Raw genomic sequence first — 25,501 nt, forward strand, 5'->3', positions numbered from 1 at the left:
ACCGGCAGCAGTCCGGTACGGCCCCGCGGGCGTCGGCGTCCCGGGGGACTCCCGCACCCGCTGACGAGGCATTACCGGCAATCCGGCGGCGGATCGCTACGCTCGGCGGGTGCGGAATTCCGAGGAGCGCGCCGAGGGTGCGGGACCGTTCGTCTCCCGGCTGACCTGGCGCCTCGAAGAGGGCGGCACCGCCGTCTGGGAGTCGCGGGCGGCCCGTAAGCGCGGGACGCTCGCCGTACGGCCCGCGGGGGCCGCCGAGAGCCGCGCGCGGCGGGCCGGCACCGCGGCGCTGGACCGGCTGCGCCGGCTCAACGACGTGGCCGCGGTCTCCTTCACGGTCGGCGGGACCCTCTTCGCCCTCGGCGCGGCGCTCGCCCAGTTCAGCGCCGAGCGCCCGCTCACGAGCGCCACGATCTACTTCACCGGCGGGGTGTTCTTCACCCTGGGCGCCTACGCCTCACTCGTTCAGAGCATCAACGCGCCGCGACGGGAGGGCACGGCCGGTGCGCTGACCACGCACGGCTTCCGGTGGTGGAGCTACGAGCCGGGGCGCATCGACTGGGTCAGTACGTTCGTGCTGTTCGCGGGGACGCTGGTGTTCGGCGTCAACCTGCTGGACTCCTTCCTGCAGGGGCTCACGGCCCAGCAGCAAAACCGGCTGGTCTGGACGCCCGACATGGTCGGCTGTCTGCTCTTCCTGATCTCGGGGCATCTGGCGGTCGCCGAGATCTGCCACGGCCCGCCCTGCCTCCACCGGCGCAGCCTCGGGTGGTGGATCGTCGCGGTCAACCAGCTGGGGTCGGTGCTCTTCATGGTGTCCGCGGTGGCCGCGTTCACCCGTCCGGAGACCGGCAGCGAGGTCAGCGTCGGCGTCGCCAACTGGGGCACGCTCACGGGGGCCCTGTGCTTCGCGGTGGCCGGGGTGCTCCAGGTCTTCGAACGCCCTTGACATGCGGCTGACCGGGACGTGTGCCACGGTGAATGCACTGCATGGCCACCGGCAGGTCCGGCAAGGACGGCCAGGTTTCTCAAGTGAGGAGTGACCCATGGCCACTCAGAAGAACTATGTCGGCGGATGGACCGCATTCGCCGCAGTCCTGATGATCTTCGGTGGTGCGATGGCCTTCCTGGAAGGCATCTCCGCCATCGCCAAGGACGACGTCTTCGTCACCACGCGGAACTACGTCTTCTCGTTCAACCTCACGGGCTGGGGCTGGATTCACCTCATCCTGGGCATCGTCATCCTGCTCGCGGGTGTCGCACTGCTCTCGACCGGGGCCATGTGGGCCCGGATCATCGGTGTGATCCTGGCCGGCCTGGGTGCGCTGGCGAACTTCCTGTGGATTCCGCACTACCCCTTCTGGGCCATCGTGCTGGTCGCCATCGACGTCTTCATCATCTGGGCGCTGTGCACGGACAACCACCGGCACACCGCCACACGGTGAGCTGAGCCCTCCGGACCGGCCATGGCCACCGGACCCACCGCGCAGGAACGCGCCGAACAGGGCAGGGCACTTCGCTCCGAAGTGCCCCGCTCCGGTCATGCCGACTTCGCGCCCGCCGCCGACCGCGCCGACCCGGTGGACCTCATCGAGCGGCAGTCCGCCGTCCGTGTACCGGAGTTGGTGCCGATCCGCTACGGGCGGATGCTGGAGTCGCCGTTCCGCTTCTACCGCGGCGCCGCCGCCATCATGGCGGCGGACCTGGCGACCACCCCGTCGACCGGACTGCGGACCCAGCTGTGCGGGGACGCCCATCTGCTGAACTTCCGGCTCCTGGCCTCCCCCGAGCGCCATCTGATGTTCGACATCAACGACTTCGACGAGACCCTGCCCGGCCCCTGGGAGTGGGACGTCAAACGGCTGGCGGCCAGCTTCGCCATCGCGGGCCGCGGCAACGGCTTCAGCGAACAGGTCCGGACCGGCATCGTCCGGGCCGCCTGCGCGTCCTACCGCGACCGGATGCGCGAGTACGCGGACATGCGGACCCTGGAGGTCTGGTACGCCCGTGCCGACATGGCCGACATCCAGGCCGAGGAGGCGCAGGAGCTGGGCAGCAGGGGCCGCGCGGGGCTGTCCCGGGTGATCGCGGAAGCGCGGACGCACGACACCGTGCAGGCCTTCCGCAAGCTGACCCGGCAGCGCGGCGGCCAGGTCCGGATCGCCGCCGATCCCCCGCTGATCGTGCCGCTGGACGATCTGCTGCCGGACGTCGAGCGGGACCGGCTGCAGGAGCAGATCCGCGGGCTGATCCAGGGCTACGCCGGCACCCTGCGGTCGGATCACCGCCGGCTGCTGGAGCAGTACCGGGTGGTCGACGTGGCCCGCAAGGTCGTGGGCGTCGGCAGTGTGGGCACCCGCTGCTGGATCGTACTGCTGCTCGGCAAGGACTCCGACGACCCGCTGCTGCTCCAGGCCAAGGAGGCCGACGAGTCGGCGCTCGCCGCGTACGCCGGAGCGGCCGCGGAGACCAACCAGGGCGCACGTGTGGTGGCCGGCCAGCGGCTGATGCAGGCCGCCAGTGACATCTTCCTCGGCTGGGAACGGGTCACCGGGATCGACGGACGCCAACGCGACTTCTATGTGCGCCAGCTGCGCGACTGGAAGGGCATCATGCCCGCGGACATGATGGTGCCGGTGGGCATGCGGCGGTTCGCCGTCCGCTGCGGGGCCACCCTGGCCCGCGCGCACGCCCGGTCCGGCGACCGGATCGCGATCGCCGCGTACCTCGGGCGGGGCACGGTCTTCGACGAGGCGCTGGCGCGGTTCGCCGAGCGCTACGCGGACCAGAACGAGCGTGATCACCAGGCGCTGGCGGAGGCGGTCCGGGAGGGCCGGGTCAGCGCCCGGCCGGGCTGAGACGACAAGGCGCCGCGACGCCCCGCTGAGCGGCGTCCGCGGCCGCCGCCACCCGATCGGCACATCCGTCGCCGCCCGGGGTGTACGGCCCGTCCGCCCCGCCTAGCATGGTGGCGAACGGCTCCGACGAAGGCGGCCCCCATGCGCCCCACGGCGAAGTTCTCCATCAGCTTCGGCCTGGTCACGATCCCGGTCGCCGCGTACAACGCCACGGACACCTCCGCGTCGGTCAGCTTCGTACGCATCCACACGGCGGACGGCGGACGGGTGCGCAATCAGCCCGTGTGCTCCCTGGAGGGCGTCGAGATCCTCCCGGACGAGATCGGCCGGGGCTACAAGCCGGGGGGCGGCGACACGGTCGTACCGCTGAGCGACGAGGACCTGGACGCGCTGCCGCTGCCTACCGCGAAGACGCTGACCATCCTGGCGTTCGTGGCCGGCGGCGACATCGACCCGCTGCAGATGGGCAAGGGCTACTACCTCGGCGTCGACAGTCCGGCCGCGGCCAAGCCCTATGTGCTGCTGCGGGAGGCGATGGAGCGGCATCAGCGGGTCGGGCTCGGCAAGATCGCGCTGCACGGGCGGGAGACCCTCGCCATGATCCGCCCGATGGCGGGCGCACTGGTCATGCAGGTGCTGCTGTGGCCGCACCAGATCCGTCCGATGGACGGGGTGCTGCCCGAGCGGCAGGCGGAGGTCGCCCGCAACGAGGTGTCGGCCGCCGAGGCCCTGATGGACTCCTTCGGCGCGCTGTCGGAGGACGATCTGCACGATCACTACCGTGAGGCGCTGGACGAGATCGTGGCGGCGAAGCTGGCGGACCGGGAGCCGGAGTTCCCGTCCGGCGAGGAGCAGCCCGCCGGCCAGGTGATGGACCTGATGGCGGCCCTCCAGGACAGCGTCCGGGCGGCGAAGCGGTCCCGCGGCGAGGACGAGGAGACCGTGCCCCGGTCCGGCCGTGCGGCGCAGCGGACCGCGGCGAAGAAGAGCACGGCGGAGAAGGCCACCACCGCGAAAGCCGCCACGAAGACCACCGCGAAGGCCACCTCGAAGGCCACCTCGAAGACCGCCGCCAAGAAGACCGCCGCGAAGTCCACGGCCAAGAAGCCGGCCGCGGCGAAGAAGACCGCGAGCAGGGGCGGGCGGCGGGCCGGCTGAGCCTCCCCCACGGGACGGGACCGCGGTGGCGCGCCCCGCCGGTGCACATAAGGCGTCGGCCCCGGGGTACGCGAACCGTCAACAGGCTTTATCGCCCATACAGTTATGGAGGCTGACGCCATGGGTATCGGCGGATGCATCGGTCTGCTCGCCGTGGGGGCGATCCTCACCTTCGCGGTGGACTGGCACATGGCCGGAATCAATGTCGACCTGGTCGGCATCATCATGATGATCGTCGGCATCATCGGCCTCGCCACGTACGTGAGCATCCTCAAGCGGCGGCGTGTCCAGCCGCCGTCCCCCGGGGCCCCGGTCGTCGACGTCGAGGACACCCGCTACTACAAGTAGCCCCGGGCACAAGGTCATGCGGCCTCTTCTCCGCGGTGCGCGCCGCCGTGTACCCCGCCCCGGCCGCCGGGGCGCGGCTCGCCCACAGGAGGTACCGGCCTTCGGCAGCTCGCCGTTCAGCAGGAAGTCGTCGACATGGCGCTGCACGCAGAGGTCCCCGGTGGTGTAGGCGGCGTGCCCCTCACCGTGGTAGGTCAGCACGACACTGGAATTGTCCAGCGCACGGGCCATGTTGAACGCGCCCTCGTAGGGGGTCGCCGGGTCGTTGCTGGTCGCGACGAGCAGCAACGGCGGGGCGTCGGGCGCCGCGACCTCCCGGGAGGAGTCGTCGCCGGCGACGGGCCAGCCGTAGCAGTCCAGCAGCAGCGGGGCGATGTCCGGGCCGAAGAGCGGGGAGGCCTCGGTGAGTTCGCGCTCCGCCCGCGGGTAGTCGCCGGCGTCATAGCGTTCCGAGGTGTCCCGGCAGGCGATCGCCCGGAGGGCCAGCTGGTCCTGGGGCGGTAGGTCGTCCCGTCCCACCGGCGGTGCCGGGACGGCGCGGGTGGCACTGCCGCCACCGCTCTCGCTCATGCGGAGAATCCCGGAGGCGTCCCCCCGGCGCAGCTGTGTCAGCGCCTGGCGCAGCGCCGGCCAGTCGCTTCTGCTGTAGAGCGCCTCCCGCAGGGCGTACACATAGGTGGTCTCGTCCACCGTCTCCCCCTGCACCTTCATCGGCCGTTCGCTCAACTCCTGGTACCAGTTGCGCAGTTGCTCCTGCGCCTTGCTCTGGTCGGTGCCCAGCGGGCAGTCCGGGCCGCGCAGGCAGTCGGCGGCGAAGTCGTCCAGCGCCCGCTGGAAGCCCCGGGCCTGGGCCAGTGCGGTCTGCCAGGTGTTCTTGGTGGGGTCCTCGACGCTGTCCAGCACCATCCGGCCGACCTTGTCGGGGAACTCATGGGCGTAGACCGCGCCCAGCTTGGTGCCGTAGGAGAAACCCAGGTAGTTCAGCTTGTCGTCGTGGACCGCGGCGCGCAGGACGTCCATGTCCCGGGCGACGTCGGGGGTGCCGACCCAGCGCAGCAGCCCGCCGGAGTACCGGCCACAGGCCTCGTTGATGCGCTTCTCCTTCGCGGCGAGGCTCTCGTCGCCGCCCGAGGCGATTTTGCTGCCGCAGGAGATGGGTTCGGTGTGGCCGGTGCCGCGCGGATCGAAACTGACGATGTCGTAGCGCTGCCCGAGCCGGGCGAAGGCGTTGCCGCTGTCGATCAGATAGTTGACGCCGGAAGCACCCGGCCCGCCGGGGTTGAGCACCAGGGAGCCCAGGCGCTTGCCGGGCCCGGTCGCCTTCAGCCGGATCAGCTGGACCTCCATGGTGCTGCGGGTGGGGTTGGCATAGTCCCGTGGCACCTCCATCCGGGCGCACTCCAGGCGTTCCCGGAAGCCGGGCGGCTGGGAGGCGCCGTCGCTCTGCGCGCCGTTCTGCAGGTCCTGTCCACAGGGCTCCCAGGACAGCGTCTGCTCGTAGAACGACGTCAGGTCCGGGTCATCGACGGCCGCCGCGCCCGGAGTTCCCACGAAGGCACAGAGCAGCGCCACCACGGCCGCCAGCGCCGAGAGCCGCAGGGCGGTCATGCGCCGGCGAACACACCGCGCTCCCCCTACTCCCACACGAGACGGTGCACGGCGTGTTCCCGGCATGTTTCGAGCCTAGGGCCGTTGCACAGCTCCCGCACACCTGCCGTGGAGCGGCCCGTGGAACCCCTGCCGCGCGGGCGGCGACCGACGGTCACGGTGTCATGACGCGGCCACCCAGCGGGGCCGGTTCCTTTCGCAGCGTGTCCCTGGAACGGGCCTCTGATCCGCCCAAGATGCGGAGGCCGCTACTCCGATCACCCTGGAGATAGGGCCGAACGACGCCACCGCGTGGCGGCCCCCCCGCGCAGAGGCCCATCGGCTGCACGTCCGGGAAAAGGTGACGCACCCATGAACGACGGAACCAAGGTCCTGCTGGCGGCCGCCCTGGCCGGCGGCTATGTGCTGGGCCGCACCAAGAAGGGCCGGTTCGCGCTCACGGTGGCTTCCTATATCGCCGGGCGTCAGCTCGGACTGGAACCACGCCGGCTCGTGGCACAGGGGGTGCGCAAGCTCAGCGAGCTCCCCCAGGTCGCGGAGCTGGGTGAACAGCTGCGCGGGGAAGTGCTGGACGCCGGCCGGAAGGCCCTGACGACCGCCGCCAACCGCCGTCTGGAGACGCTCGCCGACGCCCTCCACGACCGTACGGTGGCGCTCGGACCCGGTCCGGAGGAGGAAGAGGAAGGGGAGGAAGGAGAGGAGGAGGAGCCGGAGGAGCGGTCGCGTCGGAGTGCGTCACGCGCCCCCGCACAGAAGCGGGGTGGGCAGCCTCCGCCCGCCGGGAAGACCGCCGCGAAGAAGGCTCCTGCGAAGAAGACAGCGGCGAAGAAGGCCGCGCCCGCCAAGAAGGCCGCGGCCAAGAAGACGGCGGCGAAAAAGACCACGGCACAGAAGACGGCCGAGAAGACGGCTGAGAAGGCACCCGCCAAGAAGGCGGCCCCGGCGAAGAAGACCGCCGCACAGAAGACTGCGGCGAAGAAGACCGCGGGAAAGAAGACCGCGGCGAAGAAGGCGGCAGGCAAGGCCGCCGCCAAGAAGGCTCCTGCGAAGAAGACCGCCGCACAGAAGAAGGCGGCTCCCGCGAAGAAGGCCGCCAAGAAGAGCGCCAAGTAGACATCATCGAACGCCGAAGGTGACCGGTCATGGCCAAGGCGGGACAGGACAACGCGGACTCGGGCCACGCCCCACGAAGAGGCCGTCGAGGACAGGGAAGAAGACGGTGAGTGGGATGAGGAAGGCGAGGAGGAGGAAGAGGAATGACGTCCGCACTCGTGAAGTCGCTTGACGCGCCCGCCCATTGGGAGCAGCTGGACACCGTGATCGGCCCGGTGCGGCGGGTGGTGCGCGGTCTGCCCCTGGGGCGTTTCCGTGATGTGCTGCACGGCCTGCCGATCGGTCATCCGCTGCACCCGGCGCTGGTGCAGCTTCCGATGGGCGCGTGGCTGTCCGCCGCGGTGCTGGACCTCGTCCCCGGTACCCGGCGCGCTGCCCGCCTCCTGGTGGGGGTGGGTGTGCTGTCGGCGGTGCCGGCCGCGTGGTCCGGCTGGGTGGACTGGGCGGAGCAGCACGAGGACCAGATGCGTACCGGTCTGGTGCATGCGGCGTCGATCGCCGTGGCCATCGGCCTGTACTCGCGGTCCTGGGTGCATCGCGGCCGGGGCGGCACCATACGCGGCAAGGTGCTCGGGTTCGCCGGACTGTCCGCGGCCGGTGCCGGTGCCATGCTCGGCGGGCACCTCGCCTTCCGGCAGGGCGCGGGCGCCAACAAGACGGAGCCGGTGCCGCATCTGGTGGACGAGGGCTGGCACCGCGTGGGCCGGGTGGAGGACTTCCCGGTCGGTGAGGCCGTGCGCCGGGAACTCGGTGAAGTGCCCCTGCTGGTGGTCCGGCAGACAGGTGGTGAGATCCATGTCCTGGCCGGACGGTGCAGCCATCTGTCCGGGCCCCTGACGGACGGCGCCCTCTCCGACGGCTGTGTGACGTGTCCCTGGCACGGCAGCGTCTTCCGGCTGGCGGACGGCGCGAACATCGCCGGCCCGGCGACCGCTCCCCAGCCGTCGTTCCGGGTGACCGTGGAGGGCGACGGCTCCGTGTACGTGCGGCTGCCCGGCGCGGGCTGAACCGCCGGGGCGGGTACGGGTACGGGCTCGGCGGCGGCCGTCACCCGATCGGCCGAACGCGCCCGCGCGGGTCCGCGTACCGCGGCGGGCCTCCCCCGCCCTTGGCCGTCCGGGCGTCCCTCCCGCGCGGCGGCACGAAAGCCCTGCTCAGCGGCGCGTGCGCCGGGTCCGCCGGTGCCCGTCGCCCGCTACCGTCGAAGGCAGCAGGCGTGCGGCGTCCCGCCTCGTCCCGCGGGGCCGGGCCCCGTCCGCGCCGATCCGCGCCCAGTGGAAGGGCTCATCATGCGTGTGCTTCCGGACGCTCCCCCGATCGCGGGGCTCACCGCCGTCGTCACCGGCGGCTCGCGGGGGCTCGGGCTGCTCATGGCCCGCCAGCTGTTGCGGCGCGGCTGCGATGTCGTGCTGCTGGCCCGGGACGAGGCCGAACTCGGCAGGGCCGTCGGCAAGCTGGGCCAGTGGGGCGGCGGGGCGGTGCGGGCCGTGGTGTGCGATGTGCGGGACCGGGCCGCGGTGCGGGACCGCCTCGCGGAGATCGTCCGGGACCACGGCGGGCTGGACATCGTCATCGCCAACGCCGGCATCATCCAGGTCGGCCCCGCGGACGCGCTGGGCTCCGACGGTTTCGAGGAGGCGATGGACTCCGTCTTCAACGGGGCCCTGAACACCGCGCTCGCCGCCCTCCCCCACCTACGGCGCAGCCCGGCCGGCGGCCGGCTGGCCCTCGTCGGTTCCGTCGGCGGTCTGGTGGCGGTGCCGCATCTGCTGCCGTACTCCTGCGCCAAGTCCGCGGTGGCCACGCTGGCGGAAGGGCTGCACGCGGAGGAGGCCCCGCACGGTGTCTCCGTGACCGCGGTCCACCCCGGTCTGATGCGCACCGGGTCGCATCTGCACGCCCTGTTCGGCGGGGACCGGCGCCGGGAGTACGCCTGGTTCTCGGCGCTGGCCGGGGCCCCGGTGCTGTCCATGAACGCCGAGCGGGCGGCGGAGCGCATCGTGACCGCGCTCCAGCGGCGGCGGCCCCGGATCGTGCTGACCCCGGCGGCCCGGCTCGGTGCCAGGGTGCACGGGCTGGCCCCGGTGACCACCACCCGGCTGGCGTCGGCGGTCGCCCGGGTGCTGCCCCGCAACGGCGCGCGCGGCACCGTCGACGGGTCGACGGTCGCCGCCGGGGAACAGCCGCCGGCCCGGCGGCTGCGCGGCGTCCTCGGCGCCCTCAACGAACGGGCGGCCGACCGCTTCAACCAGCGCTAGCGGCCCGTACGGCCGAGGCTCCGGACGGGCGGCCCGCTCATCAGGGGCGGTGCCGTACGGCCGTCAGTGCTTGAAGCTGTCCCGGCCCTTCTCCACCGCCTGCCTCATCTTCCCCATGGCCTGTTCCGCCCTGCCTCTTCTCTGGAGGCTCTTGTTGCCGAGCGCCTTCCCGGTTGTCGCCTTGGCCTTGCCCTCGACGATCTGGCCGATGTTCCTGGTCTTCTTCGCGATGCCCATGTCGTGCTCCCTTCAGGGCTCTTCGGCGGGTGGCAGCAGGGTTCCGAGCGGCCCGAGGTCCAGATTGAGGTCCTGCATCCTCAGTTCGTACCGGGCGCAGAGCTCCACCATCCGGTCGTGCAGGATCATCAGCGTCGCTCCCAGGCGTTCCTCCTGTTCCTCGGTGAGGTCTCCGGCGTCGACCCGTTGCAGGGCCTGGCGTTCCATGAGCTGGCGCAGCAGCTCGACCAGGGTGAGTACGAGTTTCATCAGGTCCCGCTCCACCGTGTCGGGGTCGGCGCTGATCCGGTGCGCGGGGCGGCTCGCCCGGCCGCCCGGCGGCGGGATGTCCTGGGGTGCCGCGGGCAGCAGACGGAAGGCCCGATGGGCCGCGTCGGCGACATCGTCGAAGCGGCTGCCGGGCCGGCGGTCCTCAGCCGTCATGGTCGTCCCGTACGGACGGTGCGAGGGCGGACCACGGGGAGGGGTTCTTCTCGCTGATGGAGACGATCAGCGCGCGCAGCGAGATGCGGACGAGGTCGATGTCGGCGATGGAGAGCACGACGTCGCCGGTGATGACCACGCCGCCGCTGAGCAGCCGGTCCAGCAGATCGATCAGCGCGATCTGCCGGTCGGGCAGTGGTTCGTCCGTCGTCGCCGGCGGACCGCCCGCCGGTCTCATGGTGCGGCGTCCGTCAGCGGTTCGGCCTCGGGCGGCGTGGCGAAGGAGTACGGGGCCCACGGCCCGGTGACCTGCACACGTACCCCGGGCAGGCCCTCGGCGGCCCGGGTGATGTCGGCCCGGAAGCTGTCGGCGTGCCCGAGCGGCACGAGGTAGGCGTCGTTGACGACGTTCTCGCCGGACCCGCCGGCGAGTTCGCCCTGCTGCACCCGGTGCTGGACCCGGTCGACGGCATGGCCGCGGGCGGCGGTCTCGACGCGGCGGGCGGCCTCCTGGGCCTCGCGGTAGGCGTCCTCCCGGGCGTGCCGCTGTGCCCTGCGGTGGCTGAGGTAGGCCCGTCCGGGGCTCACCTCCGCTTCCGCGGGCGGGGCGGCCGGACGGTCGGTGGGCGGGGGCGCCTCGACGTAGATCTTGACGCCCCACTCCGTGTGCGCGGCCAGGTCGGCCAGCCGCGCGGCGAACGCCGCCCGGCGGTCGGCCAGCATGCGCCGCACCCGCTCGTCGTCGAGGTAGACCGTCGCGAGCCGGAGCGGCAGGACGGTGGCGCGGGCGGCCAGCGCCTCGATCACCCGGTGATGGGCCCGGGCCACCGACTCCAGCCAGTCCAGGTCCTCCAGGTTGGCGCGCAGCGCGGCTTCGTGGAAGTCCTGTTCGGGCACCGGGCTCACGGCGACCACGACCTCGTCGCGGTCCCCCGCGCGCACCAGGTGCACCGGTGCGTCGGCGACCCCCGGCAGTCCGGACAGCGCCTGCGCCAGCGAGCCGTCGTCGTCCCGGGCGACGGCGTACGCATAGCTGATGACCTCGGTCATGACGTGTCCCGCTTCTTGGTGCGGGAGCCGGACCCGGCCCGTTTGGCGTGGGCGCCACGGGCGGAGCGGCGCGCGGCACGGCGGCGCTCCGCAGCCTGGGTCGCGGCTTCGTCCTCCCCGTCCTCCCCGTCGTCCTCCGCCTCGTCCTCGGCTTCGTCCTCCACCTCGTCCACTTCCTCGGCTTCCGCTTCCTCCTCGTCCTCCTCGTCGTCGGCCGCCGGCAGTACGTCCTCGCGCAGGGCCTGGATCTCGGCGCGCAGCTGTTTGTTCTCGTCGCGGAGCGAGCGGTAGCCGTCGGACGCGTGGGACGAGAGCGAGGGGTCGTGCTCCCACCAGTCGATGCCCATCTCCTTGGCCTTGTCCACCGAGGCGACCAGCAGACGCAGTTTGATGGTGAGCAGTTCGATGTCCAGCAGGTTGATCTGGATGTCGCCCGCGATGACGATGCCCTTGTCCAGGACCCGCTCCAAGATGTCGGCGAGGTTGGCCGAGGAGCCCTGGCCGCCGTACGGCCCGGCCCGGGACGGGGAGTCGCCCATCCTCCTGGCGAGGGGTTCGTTCACGGCCGCTGCACCTCGATTCCCGGCGTTGCGACGGGAGCGCGGGGCGGCGTTCCCGTTCCGCGGCGGCCACCGCGGTCAGATGTCGGTGCCCTGGGCATGGGCCCTGATCTCGTCCAGCCGGTCCAGCAGCTCGTCCTCGCGGCGGTCGAAGGCCTCCTCGGAGATCTCTCCCGCCAGCAACGCGCGTTCGAGCTCGGCGAGTTCCCGCTCGACGGGTTCGGGGTCGTAGTACTCGTTCTCCGCGGCCTCCAGAGTGCGTTCCATGACCCAGGCCACGCCGCGCACCGGTGCCAGCGGAAGGGTGGCAAGTTGACTCAACAGTCCCATGGGGACTCCCTAGACGAAGCTGTAGGCGGGCAGCGGGCCGAGCAGCCGGAGGTCGAAGTCCTCCCCCAGCTCCTTGGCGAGGTCCCGCTCCGCACCGAGGAAGCTCTTCTCGTTGTCCTGGTCCACGAGGAAGGACACGCTCAGGAAGTCGTTGCCGGTCGGCGCGGAGATGCTCTCCTCCTGCGCGAATCCGCGCAGCGCGTCGAGGACTCCGGCGGCCAGCTGCTCCTGCCGTGCCTGTACCTCCTGGGAGACGAGTTCACCGAGGGCGAGCGGGAGTTCGGGGGAGGCGTTGCCGCTGCGGATCTGTTCGTTGAGCTCGCGCGCCTGGTCCGACTCGGTGAGGATCTGCCGCAGCAGGGAGTCCTCGTCCTGGGCGGCCTTCAGGTGGTATTCGGTGCAGCCCTCCAGCGCCTCCAGCCGCTCGGAGAACTCGTCGGCCCGCTCCTTCAGGACGGCCCGTACGGCCTCGTCGTCCGTGGTCGTGAAGCCGAACTGCAGGGGGAGGACCGTGCCGTCGGCCATCAGCCGTTCCTGGACGGCCTGATGTGCGCCGAGGTCGCGCCGTTTGGGCCGCAGCTCCTCCGGGGCGTCGCTGACGACGGCGGACAGCTTCCGGCTCTGCACCGTGCGCAGGTCGGTCGGCGGGTTGCCCACCCCTTTGAGGCCCTCCAGGGCCTGCGGATGGCTGGTCGCGACGATGGAATAGACGTAGACCGACATCCCTCACTCCTTCCGGCGTCGGGCCGGCCGGCGAGCAGCGGACCGCTCGCGCCGCTCGGCGGGCTCCTTGTGCCTCGTTTCGCGCTCCTCGTCGTCCTCGTCGCCACCGCCCTTGAGGGCGTCGCTCACCGCTTCCGCGGCGCCGGACAGCGCGCCCTTGGCCTTGCCGTGCGAGCCGCCCTCGGTCACCTCACCGACGAGGTCGGTCAGCTGGGAGGGGGCCTTGCGCCCCTCCTCCAGGTCGAGGCGGTTGCAGGCCTCGGCGAAGCGCAGGTAGGTGTCGACACTCGCGACGACGATCCGGGCGTCGATCTTGAGGATCTCGATACCCACCAGCGACACCCGCACGAAGACGTCGATGACCAGACCGCGGTCCAGGATCAGATCGAGGATGTCGTAGAGGTTTCCGGAGCCTCCGCCGCCACCTGCGGCGACGGGTCCTCCGCTTTGCGGCACCACAGACACGGTGCCTCCCTTCACCGGCTGGCTCCGGCCTTACGGAGCGGCCGTGTCGTTCGCCGGGCGAACGGTCCCGCCTGGTCTTCCGGGCCCTATCGGCGGTCGATCTGGCCCCGGGTGTAGCGGCGGGTGCGCTCGTACGCCACCAGTTCGCCTTCCTTGTCCAGCATCACCCGGTAGGTCGCCATGACGCTGGTGGTGCCGGGGACACGTTCCAGCTCCAGGACTTCCACCTCCGCCTGCCAGCCGTCCTCCGTCGGCTTCACCGAGGAGACGGACTCGGGGGCCCGCCCCAGCAGCTCCTTGAGCTGCTCCGCCGCGTACCGCATCGCACGTGGTGCGGAGACCCGGCGGACCGCGGGCGGCGGTTCGCTCTCGCTCTCCCGGCGGCCGGCCCGGTCGCTGCCGGCACGTCCTGCGGTCTTCTTGACGGCTTTCCTGGCGGTCTTCTTGGCGGTCTTCTTACTGGAAGGACGCCGGACTCGTTCGGTCTCGTCCTCTTCGCCTGCGGCCATGTTTCTCTCCGGAATCGGAGGCGACATGCTGCCCGCGCCACTACAAAGAGGCGCCACTTCATGATACGCGGCCGGGGCTGAGCGCATCTCGGGACGGAAGTGCCTGGTCCCGGGCACCGGACGGCCCGGCAGCGAGTGCCACGGCCCGGTGGGCGGCGTAACGTCGGCACTGTCCCGGGAGAGACGTCACGAAGGTCTCGGCACGGGGAGGAAACGGCGGGCCGGAGTGGTCTCGATGGCACGACGACAGCTGTGTGCAGGTGGACGATGACCGGCGGGACCGGGTCCGGCCCGGTGGATGACCCGGTGGGCCAGGCGCTGTTGCGCGCGATGCGGGAGACCGGGGCGTCGATCGGCGGGGTCTATGTGCTGGCGGCCGACGCGCCGGTCCTGGAGCTGACCGTCATGAGCGGGGTCCCGGCGCCGTTCCTGGCGCCGTGGGACCGGGTCGCGCTGTCAGCGCCCATCCCGGTCGCCGTCGCCACCCGCGAACAGCGGCTGGTGTGGGCGGGCGGCCAGCAGCAGATGGCCCGCGACTTCCCCCGTACCGCGGTGGCGGTGCCGTACGACTTCTCGCTGGCCGCGGCCCCGGTCGGCGGCCGGGACCGCGGCCGGGGCGCCTTGCTGCTGCTGTGGCCGGCCGGCCATGCGCCCCAGCTGTCGGCGGCGGAGCGCGAGGCGCTGGAGGCCGGGTGCGAGCGGCTGGCGGCGCTGCTGGAGCGGCACCCCCGGCCCGACGGCGGCGGTCCGTCCGAGGCGCCGCGGGTGCTCGCCCCGCCGCCGGTGCGGGCCGTGCGCCCGGAGGAGGCCCTGGCGGCGGCCGACTACCTGGAACGGCTGCCCGGCGGCTGCTGCGCCCTCGACCTGGAGGGACGCATCACGCTGGTCACGCAGGGCGCGCGGGAGCTGTTGGGCGAGGAGGACGGCCGGCTGATCGGCGCGCGCCCCTGGGAGGTCCTGCCGTGGCTGCGCGACCCGGTCTTCGAGGACCGCTACCGCGCCGCGGTGATCAGCCGCCGGCCGACGTCGTTCACCGCCAGCCGGCCGCCGCAGCACTGGCTCACCTTCCGGCTGTTCCCGGACGGCCGGGGCCTGAGCGTGTGGATCAGCCCGTCGGGCAGGGACTACGGCCCGGTGGCGTCCCCCGCGGAGGGCGAGGTGGTGCCCGTGCGGGCCGGCCAGATCTACCACGTGCTGCATCTGGCGGCCGCCCTCACCGAGGCCGTGGGCACGCAGGACGTGGTCGATCTCGTCGCCGACCAGATCGTGCCGGCGTTCGGCGCCCAGGGCATGCTCATGTACGTGGCGGAGGCGGGCCGGCTGCGGACCATCGGGCAGCGCGGGTACTCCGCCGAGGCGGTCGCCGCCTTCGAGGGGGTCGCCCTCGGCGCCGCCAACAGCCCCGCCGTGCGCGCCCTCGCCACCGGGGAGCCCACCTTCTACAGCACCCCCGAGGAGATGGAGCACGACTACCCGGGGCTGCCGCGGCTGACCGGCAAGGCGGCGCGGGCGGTGCTGCCGCTGATCGTGTCCGGCCGCCCGGTCGGCTGCTGCATCCTCGCGTACACCCGGCCCCGCAGTTTCCACCTGGAGGAGCGCCAGGTCCTCACCTCGCTGGCGGGGCTGATCGCCCAGGCACTGGACCGGGCGCGTCTGTACGACGCAAAGCAGCAGCTGGCGCACGACCTCCAGGCCGGTCTGCTGCCGCATGTGCTGCCCTCCGTGCCGGGGTTCGCCGTCGCCGCCCGTTACCTGCCGTCGACCCGCGGCATGGACATCGGCGGCGACTTCTACGATCTGCTCCGCCTCGACGAGCACAGCGTCGCCGCCGTCATCGGCGACGTACAGGGCCACAACGCGGCGGCCGCCGCCCTCATGGGGCAGGTCCGCACCGCGGTCCGCGCCTATGCCACCGCCGGTGCCGCGCCGGGCGAAGTCCTGGCCCGCACCAACCGGCTGTTGACCGGTCTGGACCCGGGGCTGTTCACCAGCTGTCTGTACGTCCATATCGATCTGCGCACCCGCCGGGCGTGCCTGGCGGGCGCCGGCCATCCGCCGCCGCTGCTCCGCCACCCCGACCGGCACACCACCGTGCTGCGGGTGCCGCCGGGCCTGCTGCTGGGCATCGAGCCCGATGCCCGGTACACCACCACGGAGATCACCCTGCCGCCGCGGTCCGTGCTGGCGCTCTACACCGACGGCCTGATCGAAACGCCGGGGGTCGATCCGGACCGCTCCGTCGCCGACCTCGCCGCCCGCCTCAACGACGCGCCGCCCCTGGGCCCGGACCGTCTCGCCGACGCCCTTCTGGAGAACCGGCACGGCGACGCGGACCGGCAGGACGACGTGGCCCTGATGCTGCTGGCCGCGCTCCCGACGGCGCCGGTCTCGGCTGCCTGAACGGGAGCTGACTCCCCGTCACCCACCGTTCCCCGTACGGGAGTTGATCACATCCCATGGTCGAGGGACGAGCGGCCGGCCGACGGGCGCCGTGGTGCGCCGCCGCGGTGGAGTGCGCGCTGCGCCCGGCTCAGGGCGCCGCCCGGCGCGCGGGCGCACAGCGCCGCGCGGGCCGCGTTGGCACCGGGCGCCCCGTGTACGCCGCCGCCCGGATGGGCCCCGGCGGAGGCCAGGTAGAGCCCCACCACAGGGGTCTCCGGGCGGGCGAGGCCCGGCAGCGGGCGGAACACCAGCTGCTGGTGGAGGGCCGCGGTACCGCCGTTGACGGCACCCCCGTGCAGATTGGCGTCCATCGCCTCGAAGGCGGGCGGGGCGAGCACGCGGCGCGCCTTGATGCACGACCGGAAGCCCGGCGCGAAGCGTTCGACCTGCTCCTCCAGCCGGTCCGCCATCGCTTCCCGGTCCCCCCGGTCCCAGGCTCCGCCGATGCCGTCCTCCCCGGCGTCCCCCGTGATCCGGTGCGGTACGTGGGTGTAGGCCCAGGCCGCCTCGGTGCCCGGCGGGGAGCGGGTGGCGTCCGCTGTGGTCATCTGGCCGAACAGGGCGAAGGGCCGGTCGGGTACCTGTCCCGCGGCGATCTGGGCGGTGAAGCGGGTGAGTTCGTCCATGCCGTCGGCCAGATGCACGGTGCCCGCGCCGGCGGCGGCCGCGGCGGTCCACGGCACCGGGCCGCCGAGCGCCCAGTCCACCTTGAAGGTGGCGTAGTCCCACTGGAAGCGCCGCAGGTCCGCCGGCAGCCGGGCGGGGAGGTGCCGGGCGTGGACCAGCCGGCCGTACAGGGCGGGCACGGACACGTCCGCCACGACGGCGCGGCGGCCCGGCACGGTCTCCCCGATCGCCGTACGCACCGCCACCGCGCGCCCGGACCGTACGACGATCTCGTCGACCCGCTCCCCGCAGCGCAGCACCCCGCCCCGGTGCTGCAACCGCCGCACCAGGGCCGAGGTGAGCGACTGCGCACCGCCGGCCGGCACCGGGAAGCCGTAGCGCTGGCCGAGCATCGACATCAGCCATCCGAAGCCGCCGCTGCCCGCGGCCTCGGGGGCGAGGTCGGCGTGCAGCGCGTTGCCCGCCAGCAGCAGCCGGCCCGCCTCGCCGCGGAACTCCTCCTCGCCCAGGCGCCGTACGGGCAGCAGCATCATCCGCGCCAGCCGCAGCGCACCGGCACCGCGGGCGCGGGCGGCGAGCCGGGCCACCGGGCGCAGCGGCGGGAAGGGCGTGAACAGCGCGTCGAGGAGGTCGCCGCCGACCCGGTCCCAGGTCTCGCACAGGCCCTCCCAGGCCGCGCCGTCACCGGTGCCGAAGGTCTCCAGCCCGGCGGCCGTGTCGGCGGTGGCGCGGCCCAGCAGCGCGCAGCGGCCGTCGGTCAGCGGATGGGCCAGCACCTGGGGCGCGTGGCTCCAGACCAACCCCTCCTCGTACAGGTCCAGGGCGGCGAGGACCGGGGAGGCGGCGGCCAGCGGATAGAAGGAACTGCACAGGTCGTTGACGAAGTCGGGGTGCACCGCACGGTCGCTGCGGACCGCGCCGCCCGGCTCGTCCTGCTCCTCCAGCACCTCCACCGTCCACCCGGCGTCGGCCAGCAGGTTCGCCGCGACAAGTCCGTTGGGCCCGGCACCGATCACCACTGCGTCCGGCATCGCTGCCTCCCGTTCGCCCCGCGCGGCGGTCAGGCTCCGGCGGCCGCGTGCGCCGGGGTCTCCTCGGCCACGTCGGCCGGCCTGTGGAGCAGGCTGCGGTGGCGCAGCTGCGGCATGAGGTCGAGGGCCGCGTGGTGCAGCCGTCCGCCGGGCCCGGTCAGCGGATGTTCGTCGACGATGACCAGGTTCGGCCGCGCACGCGCGGTGCCGACCACCCGGTCCTGGTAGCGGTCACGGTCGGCGAGCACCGCCCACAGCTCCTCCGGAGAGCGCCTGATCAGCTGGTGCCGTACCGCCACGAGCGTCCACCGCCTCCGCGCCGGTTCGCCGGCTCCCTCACCCAGCGTAGAGCGGGCCTTCGGGCCCGGCCTCCCGAGCGTGAGGGCCGTGCCCGCCGGTCGCGACGGGCGGCGGCGCCGTGCACGAGCCGGGGCCGGGCCGGGGTGCGGGCTCCCGGTCCGGGGCGGGGGCCGGTGGCGGCTGGGGCTTGGGGTGGACCGGGTCCAGCGGGCCCGGCGGGGGCGGGTCGGGCACCTTGTGCCCCGGCTCGGGTGTCGCGCCGTCCGCCGAGGCCCGGCGCGCCCCGGCGAGACCCTGCCGCCCGTACGGCGCCGTCCGCGCCTCCCGCTCCTCGGTGAGCTCCGTCAGCAGCACGGGGTGTGCCGTCAGCATGCGCCAGCTCCTTCCGGTCGCCTCATGGTTCACGGCTGCGGGTGCCCCGTACGCGTCCGCTCACACCTGACCGTGGCACCCGGCCGGCACCCCGCACTCCGTCAGCCGGTCAGTTCGGCGTCCGGCCGGCCGGGGCGCTGTCCGCCCCGGGTGCGAGGACGGCGCCCGTGCGGGCCGCCTCCCGCGGGGACGGCGCGACGGTGCGCTCGGACAGCGGCAGCGGGGCCGGGAGCAGGTCGTGCCGCCCGAGGAAGGCCCGGTTGACCACGCGCTCGGCGGCGTGGCCGTCGTCCCACATGCAGAAGCGGGCACGGAACGCGGCCCGCAGCTCACCGGCCTCGGAGCTCTCCCAGCGGCCGCTGCGGAACGCCTCGATCAGCTCGTCCTCGGTGGTGGCGACGATCCCCGGGGTGTCTCCCGGCTTCCCCGACAGCAGGTCGAAGGTGACGCCGCGGGAGCGGACATAGGTCTCCCAGTCGTCGGCGTAGGTGACGATCGGCCGGTCGAGGCCGGCGTAGTCGAACATGATCGACGAGTAGTCGGTGATCAGCGCGTCCGCGGCGAGACACAGCTCCTCGACCGAGGGGTGCCGGGAGACGTCGATCAGCGCGCCCTGCTCCTGGAGCTGCTGGAGGTGCGGATCGCGGCCGTAGAAGTAGTGCGTACGCACCAGCAGGACGAAGTCCGGGCCGAGTGCGCCGGTGACCTTCTCCAGGTCCAGCTGCGGCACATAGCCGACCTGGTAGTCGCGGACCGTCGGGGCGTACAGGACCGCCGTGGTGCCGGGCGCGATGCCGAGCCGCTCACGGATGTCCAGGACCTCCCGGGCTCCGGTCCGGAAGAAGACGTCGTTGCGCGGATAGCCGGCGTCGATGGTCTCGAAGCCGCAGGGGTAGACCCGCTCCCACTGCTCGCTGGTGTGCTGGTTGGCGGAAACCGACAGGTCCCAGCGGTCGGCGCGTTCGAGCAGCTTGCGCATGCTCATTCCCTTGACCGCGGCGGGGTACTTCTGCTGGTCGATGCCCATCCGCTTGAGCGGGGTGCCGTGGTGGGTCTGGAGGTGGACCTGCCCCGTGCGCTTGACCACCTCGTCGGCGAAGTTGACGTTGTTGACGAAGTACTTCGCGCGCGCCATCACCTCCCAGTACCGCTGGCTGTTGACGACGACGTGGTCCATCCCGTCCGGCACGGTGTCCACGACGTCCTCGCGCACGACCCACACCCCGTGCAGATCCGGGGCCAGTTCCCTGGCCTTCTCGTAGATCGCGAGCGGATTGCAGGACGGCGTGCGGTTCCAGTAGGCGCTGAAGACGGCGAGGTTCGGGTCGATGGGGCGCTTCAGCTGCCTCCGGTAGAAGCCGGCCGTGGCCCGCTTGCTCATGGCGCGCCGCGCCTTGCGCACCCGCTGCTGCCCCCGCAGCCGGGTGCGGTTCACCAGGTTCAGCGTCTGGAAGGCGCGGTAGGAACCGCGTTCCAGCGCCTGGAACTGCAGGGCGTCGGCCTCCGCCGGCGGGGTGAATCCCGCGGGCTTGTGCCGCCGGTACATCTCCGCGGCCCGGCGGAAGAACTCCGGCCGGTCCTGGACCCGCACCCGGCTCTCGCGCGCGCCGGTGAACAGGAAGTGGCTGACCATCCGCTCGAAGAACAGCGGCCGCAGCCGGTCGAGGTCCGGCCGGCCGTCGAGGAAGTCGAAGAGCCGCTGGTACTGCTCGAATATCGTGAAGTGCTTCCGGCCCGGCGTCTTCATGGAATTGCCGTGCCGGCGCTGGCGGTATTCCACACAGGCGTGCTCCAGGCACACGGCACGCTCGGCGGTGAGCATGGTCGTGTAGACCATGAGGGCGTCCTCGTAGAGCCCGTCGGTGTACCGGAATCCGTTGTCCACGAAGAAATCGCGCCGGAAGGCCCGGTTCCACACCACCGCGAACATATGCAGGAACTCGGTGCGCTCGGTGGGCTTGAAGACGTCCCTGCCCGCCGCGGCGAGGAGTTCACGGACGGCGCTCGGCTTGACCTCGTGCCACCAGTAGGACCGCACATGGTCGAAGAGCAGGAGGTCCGGGTCCTCCGATACGGCCAGCCGGCCGGCCATGGCCTGCAGCGCGCCGGCCGTGAGGGTGTCGTCGCTGTCGAGGAACAGCAGGTAGTCGCCGCGCGCACGCGCCACACCGGTGTTCCTGGCCGCGCCGATGCCGCCGTTCTCCTCGTGGCGCACCGGCACCACCCGCGGGTCCCGGGCGGCGAACTCCGCCAGGATCTCACCACTGCGGTCCGGCGAGCAGTCGTCGACCGCGATGACCTCGAAATCGGTGAATTCCTGCGCCAGCAACGAGTCCAGGCACGCGCGAAGATATCCCTGCACGTTGTAGACCGGCACGATGATGCTGAAGCGGGGGGCGGATCTGAGGCCCGGCTCGGGCATGGCGGCGTTGCTCCTCGAAGATGTCGGCCTCATGACGAAGACCTGAATTTCCGTGACGGCAGTGGGACCACCGGCATGCGGAAAGGGTTGCGCCCGATCTGCGCGGTTTACCTGTTACGACCGTCACAGACAACGTTTTTGGGCTGTGCGGGGGTTGGGTGCGGGGAGCAGCGCCCCGGAGTAGAGCGTCACACCACCGGGCGGGGCCGGTCGCCGGTCGTGTGCCGCAGTGCGGCTTCCAGGCGGTCGCGGGCCTCGGTCTGGGCGGCGATCCGTTCGTCGAGGACCGCCAGCCGTTCCCACGCGACGCGCAGCCCCTTGTCCGACGGCGGTGCGGCAGCCACGTCGCCGTCCAGGCAGGGCAGGAACACCTGCACGTCGTCGAGGGTGAGCCCGGCGGCCAGGAGGTGGCGGATGTTGCGGACCCGCACCACCGTCCGTGCCTCGTAGACGCGGTAGCCGTTGGGGGCCCGCTCGGAGGAGATCAGCCCGGCCTGTTCGTAGTGCCGCAGCGCACGGGGAGTCGTCCCGGTCTCCTTGGCCAGCTCGCCGATCCTCACCCGCCCCACCTCCGGGGCCACTCCTATCACGCCACGACCGCCCCGCCGTCGACCGGGAGCACGACTCCGGTGAGGAACGCGGCACTTGGCGAGGCGAGCCGGGTGAGGGCCCAGGCCACCTCCTCGGGCCGGCCGATCCGTGCCAGCGGGGTGCGGGCCAGCTGCCACTCCCGTACCGCGGCCCGCCGCTCCGGCGTCAGGCCCTGGTGCTCGCCGATCGGGGTGTCGATCGCGCCGGGGGCGACCGCGACCACGCGGATGCCGCGGGGGGCCAGTTCGACCGCCCAGCTGCGGGTCAGCAGCTCCAGCGCGGTCTTGGTCGCCGCGTAGACCGAACTGCCGGGCCAGGCCCGTTGCCCCACCGAGGTGCTCACGTTGACGATCACCCCGCCGCTCGCCTCCAGGAGGGGAAGCGCGGCCTGGGACAGCAGGATGGGTGCGATCAGGTTGGTGGCGATCTGCGGGTGGATCGTCTCCGGTGTGAGGGTGCCGAGGGCGCCGCTGCGCACGATGCCGGCGTTGTTGACGAGCACGTCCAGCCGGCCGTGCAGCTCCCGTGCGGTGCGGATGATGCGCTCGGGCTCACCTGAGGCGGTGATGTCCGCGGTCAGCGGGGTGATCCGCCGGTGACCGGCGGCGGTCTCGTGCAGCGGTACGGCCCGCCGGCCGATGGCGAGCACGTGGGCGCCCTCGGCGGCGAAGGCACGGGCGGTGGCCCGGCCGATCCCGGTGCCTGCGCCGGTGACGGCGACGATCCTGCGGGGCTGCGATGCGGTGCTGGTGTCCATGCGGGAATCGTTCAACCCTGCCGCCAGTGGCAGGGTCAAATGGAGCCCGGTGGGGCCTGCCCGTCCCCGACCCGCTCCCCCGGCCTCGTCCGGCCGCTCACGGGACGAGGGGACTGTCCGCCTGCGGCTCGGGTAGGCGCCGTACATGGTTGCCACACGTAACTTCGTGCCAGGAACGCTGTTGCAGGGCATACACCGTCGTCGGCCGCCACGTCACACGCGCCGGGGCCGCCGACGCGGCAAGCTCCACCGGAGGCTGCTCGCCTACCGGGACGTGGTGATCTTCCATTCCCCGGCACCGGCGAGTGAGCGGGCGCAGAGTCTGCTGCTGGTGTACATCCGCCGCGTCGTCGGCGAGGTCACCTACGAAGTGTGTGAACGCTGCGCGAGCGGGGTGATCACCCAGGTCCACGTCGCCACGCCCCTGCAGGACAGCGGCCTGGGCACCCGTGCGGTGTCCCACCTGCGAGCCTGCTACCCCGACATCACCTGGTGCAGCTGCCTGCCCCAGCGCATGACCCGCGACCTCGCCACGCGCATGCGCCTCCCCAACAACCGCACCGGCGTCGGCTGTTCGCACCTCCGCTACGAGGCCTCCGGCAGCGGCGGGGCACCGGTGCGGGCGAGGCGCTGAGCGTCTTACGGCCTTCACGCCCGCGGGGCAGCGGCGGTTCGGGGCTCGTCCTCCTCCGCTCACCGCCTCCGTGGAGAGGGCGCCGTGTGCAGGGGCAGGCCCAGTGCGGACATGGCGGCCTCCATGGTCGCCTCGCCGAGGGTCGGGTGGGCGTGCACCGTGTCGGCGAGCGTGGAGAGCGTCGCCCCGTGGGTCAGGGCCAGCGCCGCCTCGGCGATGAGGTCGCTCGCGCCGGGCCCGATGAGGTGCGTCCCGAGGACCCGGCCGCCGTCCCGCTCGGCGACGATCTTGACCATTCCTTCCGTGACACCGTAGGCGTGGGCGCGCCCCAGTGCGGCGAAGGGGAAGCGGGCGCTGGTGACGTCGTGGCCCGCCGCCACGGCCGCCGCCTCGGTCAGACCCACACTGGCCACCTCGGGATGGGTGAACGTCGCGGCGGGCACGGCGTCGTAGGCGATGCGCTCGTCGTGGCCGCAGATCGCGGCGGCCGCGACGAGTCCCTGGTGCGAGGCGACGTGCGCCAGCTGCAGGCGGCCGGTCACGTCTCCGATCGCGTGGATGTGCGGGACGTTGGTGCGCAGCTGGTCATCGACGGGGAGGTAGCCGCGCTCGTCGGTGCGCACACCTGCCGTGTCCAGGTCCAGCGCCGCTGTGTTGGGCCGCCTGCCGACGCCGAACAGGACCGTGTCGGCGGGCACGGTCTCGGCGGGCCGGCCGTCCGTGGCGGTGAGGTGCGCCTGCAGCGGGGCACCGTCGGAGCCCTCCTCGACCGCCGCGATCGTGTGGCGGGTCAGGACGCGGATGCCGCGCTTGATGAAGGAGCGGGTGAGGGCGCGGCCGATGTCCTGGTCCTCGCCGGGCAGCAGCGTCGGCATCATCTCGACGACCGTGACCTCGGAGCCGAAGGCGTGGAACATGCTCGCCCACTCGGCGCCGACCGCGCTGCCGCCGACCACGAGGACCCGGGAGGGGACCCGCGGCAGCAGGAACGCCCCGTCGGAGGTGACCACTCCGGGCAGGTCCGCGCCGGGAACAGCCGGCACGGCGGGCCGGGAGCCGGTGGCGACGACGAGGTGGTGGGCGGTGAGGTGTGCGCGGGCGGGGCCCTCGGCCGGCGGTGCCGCGTACCGCGGACCGTCGTCGCCGAGAGGGGCGGGCCCGGCCTCGTGCACGGCGACGGTGTGGTCGTCGACGAAGCGGGCGTGGCCGGTCACCACGGTCACGCCGTTGGCCTTGAGGAGATGGGCGATGCCGTCCGTCAGCGTGCGCACGATGCGGTCCTTGCGCTTGAGGACCGCCGCGTAGTCCAGCCGGACGTCGTCGGCCAGGACCCCGAACTCGTCGGCGCCGCGTACGGTTTCCAGGACCTCGGCCGAGCGCAGCATCGCCTTGGTCGGGATGCAGCCCCAGTTCAGGCACACCCCGCCGGGGCGCTCCTTGTCCACCAGAGCGACCTTCTTGCCCAGTTGTGCCGCACGGATCGCGGCGACATAGCCACCGGGGCCACCGCCGATGACAAGGACGTCGAACTGCTGGTTCATGGTGTGCTCTTCTCAGGGGAGGGAGGGGTGGGGGTGGTGTCCGCCGGCGCCGTGCCGCGCCCCGGCCGTCGGGTGGGTACGCGTTCACCGGGGTGGTGGGTGAGCACACGGGCGACCGCTTCGGCGGCCGCACGGAAGCCGGCCTCGCCGCATCCGCGGGCCGCGAGGGCGTCGACGCCGATGCTCACTTCTGAACTCATGGGCGGTGTACCGGAGTTGAGTGAGAGCGTGGTGCGCTCCACGGTGAGGCCGAGCGATCGGAGGGCCTCTGCTGCCGCGCACACGTCCAGGCCCGTGCCCCGGAGGTCGACGAGGACCCGGTCCGTCTCGGTGGAACCGGTCAGCACACGGGCCCCGGTTTCGGCGACATCGTCGGCCAGGAGCCGGCCGGCCATGATCCTGGCGGCCCGGAGGCCGGCTGCCCGGTGTTCACGGAAGGCCGGTGAGGCGGCACACCGGAAGGCGGCCGCCTTCGCCGCCATGTCCTGTGCGAACGTCTCCGTCTCCCGGTCGGGGAGCGCCACGGCGTCGAGTCGGCGCGCGATGCGGGGGTCACCGGTGAGGACGGCGCCCCCGAGCACCGGATGGCTGCCCGTGGTGACGACGTGGGCATGGGGCACGGGACCGGGGTGCAGCCCGGCCGCGACCGGGCCCGCGACGTTCGCCATGTCCACCAGGAGCAGCGCGCCGGCCTCGTCGGCGATCCGGCGGAGGCGCGCGTAGTCCAGGAGCCGTGGATACGCCGCCCACCCCGCGAGGATGATCCGGGGACGCCGCAGCTCGGCCAGCCGGTGCACCTGGTCCAGGTCGACCGTGAAGTCGGACGGGCGGACCTGATAGGTGGCCAGGTCGTACAGCTCGCTCAAGCGGCCCGTGTGCGTCGGGCACCCCGGGCCGGCGGCCGGCGCCAGGTCCGGCGCGAGCACGGTGTCGCCCGGGGCGAGCAGTGCGGACAGGACCGCCGAGAGGGCCTCGTCCCCCGTCCGGTGCCACACCTGGGCGTACTCCGCACCGAACAGCGCCTTGGCGCGGTCGGCGGCCAACTGCTCGACGGTGGCGGCGGATTCGGCGGCCGGGAGCCGCGGTTCCGGGCCGGTGGGCGTCGCGTCGAAAAGATCGGTCATGGTCGCTCCTCGCGGCGGGA

At 72.7% G+C, this 25,501-nt stretch carries 27 protein-coding genes and 1 pseudogene; 10 read left to right on the plus strand and 18 right to left on the minus strand.

The genetic code is table 11. The annotated features are described in order from the left end of the window. Nucleotides 1-109: 109 nt before the first annotated feature. The 5 genes from ACWC9R_RS23845 (at nt 110) to ACWC9R_RS23865 (ending at nt 4,364) form a co-directional block, all read left to right on the plus strand. Complete coding sequence (locus ACWC9R_RS23845; protein ID WP_450734334.1) at nt 110-949, plus strand: hypothetical protein; 840 nt, start codon at nt 110-112, stop codon at nt 947-949. Nucleotides 950-1,046: 97 nt separating this feature from the next. Further along, entirely contained in the window at nt 1,047-1,445 is a 399-nt protein-coding gene (locus tag ACWC9R_RS23850; protein ID WP_450734336.1) for a DUF7144 family membrane protein, read from the plus strand. 21 nt (nt 1,446-1,466) lie between these two features. Further along, nucleotides 1,467-2,858 carry a DUF2252 domain-containing protein gene (locus tag ACWC9R_RS23855; RefSeq protein ID WP_450734337.1) on the plus strand — a complete coding sequence of 464 codons (1,392 nt, stop codon included), beginning with the start codon at nt 1,467-1,469 and terminating at the stop codon, nt 2,856-2,858. A 141-nt stretch (nt 2,859-2,999) separates the two neighbouring features. Next, nucleotides 3,000-4,016 (plus strand): non-homologous end joining protein Ku, encoded by a 1,017-nt coding sequence (ku, locus tag ACWC9R_RS23860; protein WP_450734339.1) that lies wholly within the window; start codon nt 3,000-3,002, stop codon nt 4,014-4,016. Between the two features lie 120 nt (nt 4,017-4,136). After that, nucleotides 4,137-4,364 (plus strand): DUF6458 family protein, encoded by a 228-nt coding sequence (locus ACWC9R_RS23865; protein WP_327227699.1) that lies wholly within the window; start codon nt 4,137-4,139, stop codon nt 4,362-4,364. Between the two features lie 96 nt (nt 4,365-4,460). Here the strand turns inward: ACWC9R_RS23865 and ACWC9R_RS23870 are convergent. Beyond that, a pseudogene (locus ACWC9R_RS23870) lies at nt 4,461-6,038 on the minus strand (alpha/beta hydrolase); the annotation flags it as partial. A gap of 285 nt (nt 6,039-6,323) precedes the next feature. Here ACWC9R_RS23870 and ACWC9R_RS23875 point away from each other — a divergent pair. The 3 genes from ACWC9R_RS23875 (at nt 6,324) to ACWC9R_RS23885 (ending at nt 9,343) form a co-directional block, all read left to right on the plus strand. Beyond that, nucleotides 6,324-7,085: a histone protein gene (locus tag ACWC9R_RS23875; RefSeq protein WP_450734340.1), complete on the plus strand. Its 762-nt coding sequence runs from the start codon at nt 6,324-6,326 to the stop codon at nt 7,083-7,085. A 143-nt stretch (nt 7,086-7,228) separates the two neighbouring features. Beyond that, nucleotides 7,229-8,092, plus strand: coding sequence for a Rieske 2Fe-2S domain-containing protein (locus ACWC9R_RS23880; RefSeq protein WP_450734341.1), 864 nt, complete (start codon nt 7,229-7,231; stop codon nt 8,090-8,092). A gap of 282 nt (nt 8,093-8,374) precedes the next feature. Further along, nucleotides 8,375-9,343: an SDR family NAD(P)-dependent oxidoreductase gene (locus ACWC9R_RS23885; protein ID WP_450734343.1), complete on the plus strand. Its 969-nt coding sequence runs from the start codon at nt 8,375-8,377 to the stop codon at nt 9,341-9,343. Between the two features lie 63 nt (nt 9,344-9,406). Here ACWC9R_RS23885 and ACWC9R_RS23890 read toward each other — a convergent pair whose 3' ends face one another. From ACWC9R_RS23890 to ACWC9R_RS23930, 9 genes are all read right to left on the minus strand, one after another. Further along, the gene (locus ACWC9R_RS23890; protein WP_450734344.1) at nt 9,407-9,580 is read right to left on the minus strand and encodes a CsbD family protein; all 174 of its coding nucleotides are present in this window, start codon (nt 9,578-9,580) and stop codon (nt 9,407-9,409) included. A gap of 12 nt (nt 9,581-9,592) precedes the next feature. Further along, nucleotides 9,593-10,003 carry a gas vesicle protein K gene (locus ACWC9R_RS23895; RefSeq protein ID WP_450734345.1) on the minus strand — a complete coding sequence of 137 codons (411 nt, stop codon included), beginning with the start codon at nt 10,001-10,003 and terminating at the stop codon, nt 9,593-9,595. Continuing rightward, on the minus strand, nt 9,993-10,241 hold the full coding sequence (locus ACWC9R_RS23900; protein ID WP_450734347.1) for a gas vesicle protein: 249 nt from the start codon (nt 10,239-10,241) through the stop codon (nt 9,993-9,995). The genes ACWC9R_RS23895 and ACWC9R_RS23900 overlap by 11 nt, the downstream gene beginning before the upstream one ends. Next, a complete protein-coding gene (locus ACWC9R_RS23905; protein ID WP_450734348.1) occupies nt 10,238-11,053 on the minus strand; it encodes a GvpL/GvpF family gas vesicle protein in 816 nt (271 codons plus the stop codon). Before ACWC9R_RS23905 ends, ACWC9R_RS23900 begins: the two co-directional genes overlap by 4 nt. Next, on the minus strand, nt 11,050-11,616 hold the full coding sequence (locus ACWC9R_RS23910) for a gas vesicle protein (protein ID WP_450734350.1): 567 nt from the start codon (nt 11,614-11,616) through the stop codon (nt 11,050-11,052). Before ACWC9R_RS23910 ends, ACWC9R_RS23905 begins: the two co-directional genes overlap by 4 nt. A gap of 75 nt (nt 11,617-11,691) precedes the next feature. Next, the gene (locus ACWC9R_RS23915; RefSeq protein ID WP_450734351.1) at nt 11,692-11,943 is read right to left on the minus strand and encodes a gas vesicle protein GvpG; all 252 of its coding nucleotides are present in this window, start codon (nt 11,941-11,943) and stop codon (nt 11,692-11,694) included. A 9-nt stretch (nt 11,944-11,952) separates the two neighbouring features. Continuing rightward, on the minus strand, nt 11,953-12,666 hold the full coding sequence (locus tag ACWC9R_RS23920) for a GvpL/GvpF family gas vesicle protein (RefSeq protein WP_450734353.1): 714 nt from the start codon (nt 12,664-12,666) through the stop codon (nt 11,953-11,955). A gap of 3 nt (nt 12,667-12,669) precedes the next feature. Beyond that, nucleotides 12,670-13,131, minus strand: coding sequence for a gas vesicle structural protein GvpA (locus ACWC9R_RS23925; RefSeq protein ID WP_450734354.1), 462 nt, complete (start codon nt 13,129-13,131; stop codon nt 12,670-12,672). Nucleotides 13,132-13,217: 86 nt separating this feature from the next. Then, entirely contained in the window at nt 13,218-13,640 is a 423-nt protein-coding gene (locus tag ACWC9R_RS23930) for a gas vesicle protein GvpO (protein ID WP_450734355.1), read from the minus strand. Between the two features lie 267 nt (nt 13,641-13,907). Between ACWC9R_RS23930 and ACWC9R_RS23935 the strand changes: the two genes are divergently transcribed. Next, complete coding sequence (locus tag ACWC9R_RS23935) at nt 13,908-16,040, plus strand: SpoIIE family protein phosphatase (protein ID WP_450734356.1); 2,133 nt, start codon at nt 13,908-13,910, stop codon at nt 16,038-16,040. A 47-nt stretch (nt 16,041-16,087) separates the two neighbouring features. On the opposite strand, the gene ACWC9R_RS23940 is transcribed toward ACWC9R_RS23935, so the two are convergent. From ACWC9R_RS23940 to ACWC9R_RS23965, 6 genes are all read right to left on the minus strand, one after another. After that, complete coding sequence (locus tag ACWC9R_RS23940; RefSeq protein ID WP_450734357.1) at nt 16,088-17,740, minus strand: phytoene desaturase family protein; 1,653 nt, start codon at nt 17,738-17,740, stop codon at nt 16,088-16,090. A gap of 29 nt (nt 17,741-17,769) precedes the next feature. Further along, nucleotides 17,770-18,039 (minus strand): hypothetical protein, encoded by a 270-nt coding sequence (locus ACWC9R_RS23945; RefSeq protein WP_450734358.1) that lies wholly within the window; start codon nt 18,037-18,039, stop codon nt 17,770-17,772. A 37-nt stretch (nt 18,040-18,076) separates the two neighbouring features. Then, on the minus strand, nt 18,077-18,412 hold the full coding sequence (locus tag ACWC9R_RS23950) for a hypothetical protein (protein ID WP_450734360.1): 336 nt from the start codon (nt 18,410-18,412) through the stop codon (nt 18,077-18,079). 109 nt (nt 18,413-18,521) lie between these two features. Further along, nucleotides 18,522-20,834 carry a bifunctional glycosyltransferase/CDP-glycerol:glycerophosphate glycerophosphotransferase gene (locus tag ACWC9R_RS23955; RefSeq protein WP_450734362.1) on the minus strand — a complete coding sequence of 771 codons (2,313 nt, stop codon included), beginning with the start codon at nt 20,832-20,834 and terminating at the stop codon, nt 18,522-18,524. Nucleotides 20,835-21,022: 188 nt separating this feature from the next. Further along, the gene (locus ACWC9R_RS23960; RefSeq protein WP_450734364.1) at nt 21,023-21,394 is read right to left on the minus strand and encodes a MerR family transcriptional regulator; all 372 of its coding nucleotides are present in this window, start codon (nt 21,392-21,394) and stop codon (nt 21,023-21,025) included. Nucleotides 21,395-21,420: 26 nt separating this feature from the next. After that, nucleotides 21,421-22,182 carry an SDR family NAD(P)-dependent oxidoreductase gene (locus ACWC9R_RS23965; RefSeq protein WP_450734366.1) on the minus strand — a complete coding sequence of 254 codons (762 nt, stop codon included), beginning with the start codon at nt 22,180-22,182 and terminating at the stop codon, nt 21,421-21,423. Nucleotides 22,183-22,459: 277 nt separating this feature from the next. On the opposite strand from ACWC9R_RS23965, the gene ACWC9R_RS23970 reads away from it, so the two are divergent. Continuing rightward, on the plus strand, nt 22,460-22,816 hold the full coding sequence (locus ACWC9R_RS23970; protein ID WP_450734367.1) for an N-acetyltransferase: 357 nt from the start codon (nt 22,460-22,462) through the stop codon (nt 22,814-22,816). Nucleotides 22,817-22,875: 59 nt separating this feature from the next. Here ACWC9R_RS23970 and lpdA read toward each other — a convergent pair whose 3' ends face one another. Next, nucleotides 22,876-24,357, minus strand: a complete 1,482-nt coding sequence (gene lpdA, locus ACWC9R_RS23975; protein ID WP_450734369.1) for a dihydrolipoyl dehydrogenase — start codon at nt 24,355-24,357, stop codon at nt 22,876-22,878. Beyond that, on the minus strand, nt 24,354-25,481 hold the full coding sequence (locus tag ACWC9R_RS23980; protein ID WP_450734370.1) for a serine hydroxymethyltransferase: 1,128 nt from the start codon (nt 25,479-25,481) through the stop codon (nt 24,354-24,356). The genes lpdA and ACWC9R_RS23980 overlap by 4 nt, the downstream gene beginning before the upstream one ends. Nucleotides 25,482-25,501: the final 20 nt, after the last annotated feature.

The organism is Streptomyces sp. NPDC001219 (genome assembly GCF_053597915.1).

Coding starts and splice junctions, on each gene's coding strand:
- ACWC9R_RS23850 (WP_450734336.1), top strand. CDS start 1,047: ATGGCCACTCAGAAGAACTATGTCGGCGGATGGACCGCATTCGCCGCA.
- ACWC9R_RS23855 (WP_450734337.1), top strand. CDS start 1,467: ATGGCCACCGGACCCACCGCGCAGGAACGCGCCGAACAGGGCAGGGCA.
- ku (WP_450734339.1), top strand. CDS start 3,000: ATGCGCCCCACGGCGAAGTTCTCCATCAGCTTCGGCCTGGTCACGATC.
- ACWC9R_RS23865 (WP_327227699.1), top strand. CDS start 4,137: ATGGGTATCGGCGGATGCATCGGTCTGCTCGCCGTGGGGGCGATCCTC.
- ACWC9R_RS23875 (WP_450734340.1), top strand. CDS start 6,324: ATGAACGACGGAACCAAGGTCCTGCTGGCGGCCGCCCTGGCCGGCGGC.
- ACWC9R_RS23880 (WP_450734341.1), top strand. CDS start 7,229: ATGACGTCCGCACTCGTGAAGTCGCTTGACGCGCCCGCCCATTGGGAG.
- ACWC9R_RS23885 (WP_450734343.1), top strand. CDS start 8,375: ATGCGTGTGCTTCCGGACGCTCCCCCGATCGCGGGGCTCACCGCCGTC.
- ACWC9R_RS23890 (WP_450734344.1), bottom strand. CDS start 9,580: ATGGGCATCGCGAAGAAGACCAGGAACATCGGCCAGATCGTCGAGGGC.
- ACWC9R_RS23895 (WP_450734345.1), bottom strand. CDS start 10,003: ATGACGGCTGAGGACCGCCGGCCCGGCAGCCGCTTCGACGATGTCGCC.
- ACWC9R_RS23900 (WP_450734347.1), bottom strand. CDS start 10,241: ATGAGACCGGCGGGCGGTCCGCCGGCGACGACGGACGAACCACTGCCC.
- ACWC9R_RS23905 (WP_450734348.1), bottom strand. CDS start 11,053: ATGACCGAGGTCATCAGCTATGCGTACGCCGTCGCCCGGGACGACGAC.
- ACWC9R_RS23915 (WP_450734351.1), bottom strand. CDS start 11,943: ATGGGACTGTTGAGTCAACTTGCCACCCTTCCGCTGGCACCGGTGCGC.
- ACWC9R_RS23920 (WP_450734353.1), bottom strand. CDS start 12,666: ATGTCGGTCTACGTCTATTCCATCGTCGCGACCAGCCATCCGCAGGCC.
- ACWC9R_RS23930 (WP_450734355.1), bottom strand. CDS start 13,640: ATGGCCGCAGGCGAAGAGGACGAGACCGAACGAGTCCGGCGTCCTTCC.
- ACWC9R_RS23935 (WP_450734356.1), top strand. CDS start 13,908: ATGACCGGCGGGACCGGGTCCGGCCCGGTGGATGACCCGGTGGGCCAG.
- ACWC9R_RS23940 (WP_450734357.1), bottom strand. CDS start 17,740: ATGCCGGACGCAGTGGTGATCGGTGCCGGGCCCAACGGACTTGTCGCG.
- ACWC9R_RS23950 (WP_450734360.1), bottom strand. CDS start 18,412: ATGCTGACGGCACACCCCGTGCTGCTGACGGAGCTCACCGAGGAGCGG.
- ACWC9R_RS23955 (WP_450734362.1), bottom strand. CDS start 20,834: ATGCCCGAGCCGGGCCTCAGATCCGCCCCCCGCTTCAGCATCATCGTG.
- ACWC9R_RS23965 (WP_450734366.1), bottom strand. CDS start 22,182: ATGGACACCAGCACCGCATCGCAGCCCCGCAGGATCGTCGCCGTCACC.
- lpdA (WP_450734369.1), bottom strand. CDS start 24,357: ATGAACCAGCAGTTCGACGTCCTTGTCATCGGCGGTGGCCCCGGTGGC.
- ACWC9R_RS23980 (WP_450734370.1), bottom strand. CDS start 25,481: ATGACCGATCTTTTCGACGCGACGCCCACCGGCCCGGAACCGCGGCTC.